The 5,639-nt window shown below is 47.6% G+C and carries 4 protein-coding genes and 5 pseudogenes; 8 read left to right on the forward strand and 1 reads right to left on the reverse strand.

What is annotated here, in order from left to right:
• Positions 1-2 precede the first annotated feature (2 nt).
• The 4 genes and pseudogenes from BN67_RS12865 to BN67_RS13735 all read left to right on the forward strand — a co-directional run.
• A pseudogene (locus tag BN67_RS12865) lies at positions 3-2,346 on the forward strand (phage tail tape measure protein).
• A 64-nt stretch (positions 2,347-2,410) separates the two neighbouring features.
• The gene (locus BN67_RS15240; RefSeq protein ID WP_280101219.1) at positions 2,411-2,539 is read left to right on the forward strand and encodes a hypothetical protein; all 129 of its coding nucleotides are present in this window, start codon (positions 2,411-2,413) and stop codon (positions 2,537-2,539) included.
• Positions 2,540-2,604: 65 nt separating this feature from the next.
• A pseudogene (locus BN67_RS12870) lies at positions 2,605-3,086 on the forward strand (phage tail protein).
• Positions 3,083-3,187, forward strand: a pseudogene (locus BN67_RS13735) (tail protein X); the annotation flags it as partial. The pseudogenes BN67_RS12870 and BN67_RS13735, both read left to right, overlap by 4 nt.
• On the opposite strand, the pseudogene BN67_RS14950 reads toward BN67_RS13735, so the two are convergent.
• Positions 3,186-3,353, reverse strand: a pseudogene (locus tag BN67_RS14950) (phage tail protein); the annotation flags it as partial. The pseudogenes BN67_RS13735 and BN67_RS14950 sit on opposite strands and share 2 nt — an antisense overlap.
• Between BN67_RS14950 and BN67_RS13745 the strand changes: the two are divergent.
• The 4 genes and pseudogenes from BN67_RS13745 to BN67_RS13750 form a co-directional block, all read left to right on the forward strand.
• A pseudogene (locus BN67_RS13745) lies at positions 3,352-3,501 on the forward strand (tail protein X); the annotation flags it as partial. The pseudogenes BN67_RS14950 and BN67_RS13745 overlap by 2 nt on opposite strands.
• The gene (locus BN67_RS08195) at positions 3,492-4,523 is read left to right on the forward strand and encodes a phage late control D family protein (RefSeq protein ID WP_019223637.1); all 1,032 of its coding nucleotides are present in this window, start codon (positions 3,492-3,494) and stop codon (positions 4,521-4,523) included. The pseudogene BN67_RS13745 and the gene BN67_RS08195, both read left to right, overlap by 10 nt.
• Before the next feature lie 111 nt (positions 4,524-4,634).
• Positions 4,635-5,456, forward strand: a complete 822-nt coding sequence (locus tag BN67_RS08200; RefSeq protein WP_019223638.1) for a DNA adenine methylase — start codon at positions 4,635-4,637, stop codon at positions 5,454-5,456.
• 22 nt (positions 5,457-5,478) lie between these two features.
• The coding region (locus tag BN67_RS13750; RefSeq protein WP_280101221.1) for a DnaB-like helicase N-terminal domain-containing protein at positions 5,479-5,639 on the forward strand (161 nt) is incomplete at its 3' end.

Raw genomic sequence — 5,639 nt, forward strand, 5'->3', positions numbered from 1 at the left:
TCATGGATGTTTCCCTTGTTGTGCGTTTTGTGAATCATCTGCAAGAGGGGATCGCCTCAGCCAAGCGAGACCTGAAAGCTTTTAGTGCTGATGTTGCGCATTTCCAACACCAAACACGCAAGCATTTTAAAGGGTGGTTTGAGCTTGAGCATCTAAAGGACGCTACAGCCGATGCAGAAAATGCTTTTAACCATGCGCGTGGTCGCATGGTTGGTGGCGTTGCTCAAACAGCAAGCTTGATTGCCCCTCTTTATAAAGCCATGCAATTTGACCAATCGATGAAGGGTTTGGAAAAGGTTCTCGATGCCCCCCTTGATCGTTTAAAAGAATTGCGCCGTTTTGCTTTGGAAACCTCCAGAAAAATCCCTTTAGCAGCCCGTGAGGTTTTAGAATTGATGACCAGTGCGAGCCAAGCAGGGATTGGTGAGAAAGATCTCGAGGCTTTTAGCATTTACGCTGCTAAAGCAGCGGTTGCTTTTGATATGACGGGGGATCAGATTGGGGAACGCTTTGCCAAATTACGCAATGTCTTTAAGCTTAATCAAGCAGGGATTGAAGATTTAGGGGATGCCATCAACCATCTCTCCAACCATATGGCAGCCAAGGCGAGTGAGGTTTCTGATTTTACCAATCGTGCCACCGGAGCTGCCACCATGTTTAAGCTGACAGCGCGTGAAACCGCAGCCTTTGGTACAGCGATGATTTCAGCAGGGATTATCCCAGAGAGTGCAGCACGTGGTTTTAATACGATGAGCGCCCGTATTCAGGCAGGGGGTAAACATATTGAAGATGCTTTTACCAATATTGGGCTTTCCCACCAAAAATTTATGGAAGATTTGGAGAAGGATGCCACCGGTACCTTGGTGCGCTTTTTTCATGTGTTGGGCAAATCTGAACAGGGGATGCGTTCTCTGATTGCCATTGCGGGGCGGGATTTTATCGGCGATTTTGCCAAATTGGTGGGCAACCCCCAATTGTTAGGGCAAGCTTTAGATTATGTCAAAGATCCACAAGTCTTTAAAGGCTCTGTAGAACAAGAGGCAGATAAACAAGCAACCGGTGCCATGCGGCAATTTGAACTCTTACAAAATCGCATTGTGGCTTTGGGTATCAGCATTGGTGAAGTTTTTTTGCCCCCTGTGAACAGTCTCATGGACAGTGTTGGGGGCTTTGTTAATGGGCTTATGGCATGGGCGAATGCGCACCCAACTTTAACGGCTGTCATCATCAAAACCATTGCCGCCCTAATGGCTTTTAATATTGCGCTGCGTGTCTTGCGTTTTACTTTTGCAGGAACACGCCTCGGGATTCTTCAATTGATCCCCTCTTTTATCAAGATGGGGGCTGTGAGCCGCACATTGCAAGCAAGTTGGCGTTCACTCATCGCGTCAGGGCAGCTCGCTGGGTTTAATGGCAGCAAGCTTTGGTGGGAATGGGCTGTGTCTTCTTCGCCCCATGACTTTACTGGTGGCGGCGTTTCGCGGCGTTATGATCTCAGGAAGTGCATTTGCTGCCTCTTTTGGTTGGATCGGGACAGTCATCGAAGTGATTGGGGCGGGTATTGCCGCTGTTGTGGGAGTTGTTTTTACCCCGATAGGAGGCATCATTGCTGCTGCTGTGGCTGTGATCATGGCTGCTGGTTTTGCTTTGTGGAAATACTGGGATCGTTTCTCTTCTTTTGTTAAAGGCTTTGCACGGGGAATAATACGGGCTTTTGGGCATGCCTTTGAAGCCATCATGCGTTTTTTTGGTGCGGATACCACCACTATCACCAAGTGGAAAAACATCATCGCCAATGCCTTTGACTTCTCTCAAGCCTGGCAAAAGTTTAAACAGGGGCTGGGGACTGTTTCTGTGTGGTTTGGCAATTTGTGGGAGGGTTTTAAGCAAAGCCTCTCCAACTTCTGGGGATGGTTGGGGCGCTTTTTTGCCCGCGAAAAGCTTTCTGAGGATGCCAAAGCCAGTATGGAACAAGCGGGGGAAGATTTAGCGGGTTGGATTGTTGATGGTTTTATGGCGCCGATAGCGGGTTTGAGTCATTTTTTAAAATCCTTACCCCAACGCATGAAAGGATGGATTGGGTCGGTTGATTTATCAGATTTGTTTCATTTGCCAAGCTGGCTTGGTGGCAAAAGCTCCATTCAACCCATAGCACAGTTTGCGGGGGCTCCTTCTGTCAATTCACCAAGCAGCGAGCAAAGAGACAAAGACCGTTCCACCATCAGGCATAATCAAAATGTCACGGTGCATGTCAATGGAGCACGCGATCCTGTTGCCACGGGTCGTGCGGTTGCCCATGCTCTACAACGCACCCGCGCCAATGCCTTGCATGGGGGAACAGAGTGATACGGGCTACAGAATAAGGGAAAAGACGACGTGCTGGCAGGAACACAATGAGGGGAGGGATGAAGTGCTAGGAGGCGCAATGGTAGGAGAGATGCAATTCAATGGAGCACGCGATCCCGTTGCCACGGGTCGTGCGGTTGCTCATGCTCTACAACGCACCCGCGCCAATGCCTTGCATGGGGGAACAGAGTGATACGGGCTACAGAATAAGGAAAAAGACGACGTGCTGGAAGGAATACAATCAATGGGAGGGAGCCTATGAGAGATCCTTTGTTGATGTTAGGTCCACATCTTTTTTATGTGGACTGGCTGAATTTCCAATCCTTTGAGGAAGAGTTTTTCGCCTCATGGGTTTCTATGCAGCGTTTTGGCAGGTCTCCCGGTTTGCAATTTACCGGCTATGGCAATGATCCCAAAACCATTCACGGGGTGTTGTTTCCAGAAGAGTTTGGGGACCGTGCAGCTCTTGATGCCATTACCACCACCATCAAAAGAGCCAAGCCGGTTCAGATGATCCGTTGGATGAAGACAGCTATAGTGCTCTCATGCATGGATCCGTGGTGATCACCAGCATCACGAAAGACCACGACTATATCAGTCGTTCTGGTCAATCGGGGCGTATTCGCTATGCCATCAGTTTGTTTCCCTTTTTTGAAGAGGGCAAACCACAAGGACAATATCAGGGGGGACAATATCAGGTGGGATATGATCAATATTCCCAAGGGGGGCAAAGCCGATGAAGATACCAGCAAAGCACCTTGTCGTCGCGTTAGAAGATATGAGTCTTGATCTGATCTGCTTTCAGCATGCCATGGCAGTGTTGGGAGACAGGTCTCAAGTTTGCCCCCTTCAAAAAAGGGGAACAAACTGATGGCGTAGCGAATACGCCCCGATTGACCAGAACGACTGATATAGTCGTGGTCTTTCGTGATACTGGTGATCACCACGGATCCATGCATGAGAGCGCTATAGCTGTCATTATTCATCCAATGGATCATCTGAATTGGAGCTCTCAAGGGCTACTGTGAGGCTACTTTGGAAGCCAATCCAGGGATTGCAGGCTATGGCGCTCTGTTGCCACGGGGCTTGAAAGTCTTTCTGCCCGAATTTGTCAGCCAAGAGAAGAAGAGTGTGGTCAAGCGGCTATGGGATTAAGACGTACACATCCCTTTATTGAAGTAAAAGTGGGGGAGAAATTTGTTCATGAGGTCTTTTATCAGCGTCTTTTAACGGCAACGATCACGGATCACGCAGGCAATGAATCCGATAGCTTTGAAGCAGAGTTTGATGAGAGTGGGCATGATTTAGAAATTCCTTCAAGCAACAGTGCACTCCAGGTCATCTTTGGCTATCAAAACAGCATCCATGCCTTTATGGGGCGTTTTGTTGTCGAGTCGGTGGTCAGTATTGGTGGGAGTGATGGAGAGATTTTACGCCTTTGTGGCAAAAGCGCTTCGATGCGCAAAGAGCTTAAAGAACAGGCGAGTGAACATTTTGACCACAAAACCATTGCTGAGATTGTTGAGACACTCGCCAAACGCCATGGTTATCAAGCAAAGGTGAGCCCCCAGTTGAGCAAACAAGCTCTTCCTTATGTGATTCGAACAGATCAATCGGCAGTTGATTTTTTAACGCGTCTTGCGGATCGTATGCAGGCACGTTTTTTGATCAAAGACCATAAGTTTTTATTTTTAAGCGGGGACAATTTACCTTCACTCACCCTCCATAAGCACGACTGCTCAAATTGGGAATTCATCTTAGAGCCGCGCACGCAATACGGCACCATTGAAGCTGTTTATTTTGATCGCGCACAAGGGCAGCAATGTCAGGTTAAACATCAGACAGGTTTTACGGGTCCCGTGCGCCGTCTGCGGACTTGCTACCCTTGCAAGAGGGAAGCACAAGCAGCAGCAGCTTCCGAGTCGGAGAGGCTTTGCCGTGCTGTGGGCAGTGGTTCTTTGACCCATGCAGGACGCCCAGAAATCATGGCGGACCAACCGCTGCTCCTGCAGGGATTCCGTGAAGAAATTAATGGACCATGGAAAGCTGCAACCGTCACACACCGCTATGAGAAACAAAGCGGATACACCACACAGATCACTCTCGAGGCTCCAGAGAAGGGAAAGGAAAGCAATACAGAAGAGAGGCTGGGCTGGTTGCCCAGCCAACAGGGATAGTTTTGCGACACACCCCCGTCCGATGCACCTTAATATAACATCGCAGCCACTTCTTATCACTTAAAAGCAATGAGAAGACGGCGAATATAGATGAAAGAGTATTAAGAAATTATGGATATACTTCATAAAGAAAAGTTAAAATCGGTTGATCCTATAGAACCAGCTGCTGCTTATATTGGTGGCAAAGCTAGGTTGGCGAAGATCCTTATCAAAATCATTGAAGGCATTCCTCATCGCACTTATGCAGAGCCTTTTGTTGGAATGGGTGGGGTGTTCTTTAGGAGAAAATTACTCCCCTCATGTGAAGTGATCAATGATTGTTCAGGTGATGTGGTGAATTTTTTTCGGGTGTTGCAACGGCATTATTACCCGTTCATGGATTTGTTGGAGTTCCAAGTGAGTAGCCGTGAGGCGTTTGAACGGTTACGCACCCAAGATCCCAAGAGCCTGACAGATTTAGAGCGGGCATTGCGTTTTTTATATCTGCAGCGGTTGAGTTTTGGTGGCAAAGTGGCAAAACAGACGTTTGGAGTGAGTCCACACCGTGGTGCACGGTTTAATAGTCTCAAACTTGAAGCCTCCTTAAAGCTTATTTACCGTCGTTTAGCGGGTGTTACCATTGAACATTTAGATTGGTTTGAGTTTATCAAGCGCTATGACCGGAAGGACACCTTGTTTTACCTTGATCCGCCTTATTGGGGTGCTGAGGATTACTATGGAAAGGATTTGTTTAAGCGAGAGGATTATCAAAGGATGTCCGCACTGCTTGCACAATTAAAGGGGAAGTTTCTTCTGTCTCTCAATGATGTGTCCGAGATCCGTAAAAGCTTTAGCCCATTTAAGATAAAAGAGGTCACCACTTCTTATACCTGCTCTTCATCAAATAAGCCGACTCCGGCTCAAGAGCTCATCATTTCCAATTGTGATTTTTAGCAAAGGAGAGGAGAAAAGAGACATGGAAAAAGTAAACCGGCTAAAAACGGAAAATTCAAGAGACAGCTTGCTCTCTTCTATTCGCCAACTCCCGCATAATATTGAAGCCGAACAAGCATTGCTTGGAGCAATTCTTGTTAATAATGATGCCCTTGATCGTGTTGCAGATTTTTTGAAAGCAGA

The sequence above is a fragment of the Bartonella rattaustraliani AUST/NH4 genome (assembly GCF_000312565.1).
Classification (GTDB): domain Bacteria; phylum Pseudomonadota; class Alphaproteobacteria; order Rhizobiales; family Rhizobiaceae; genus Bartonella; species Bartonella rattaustraliani.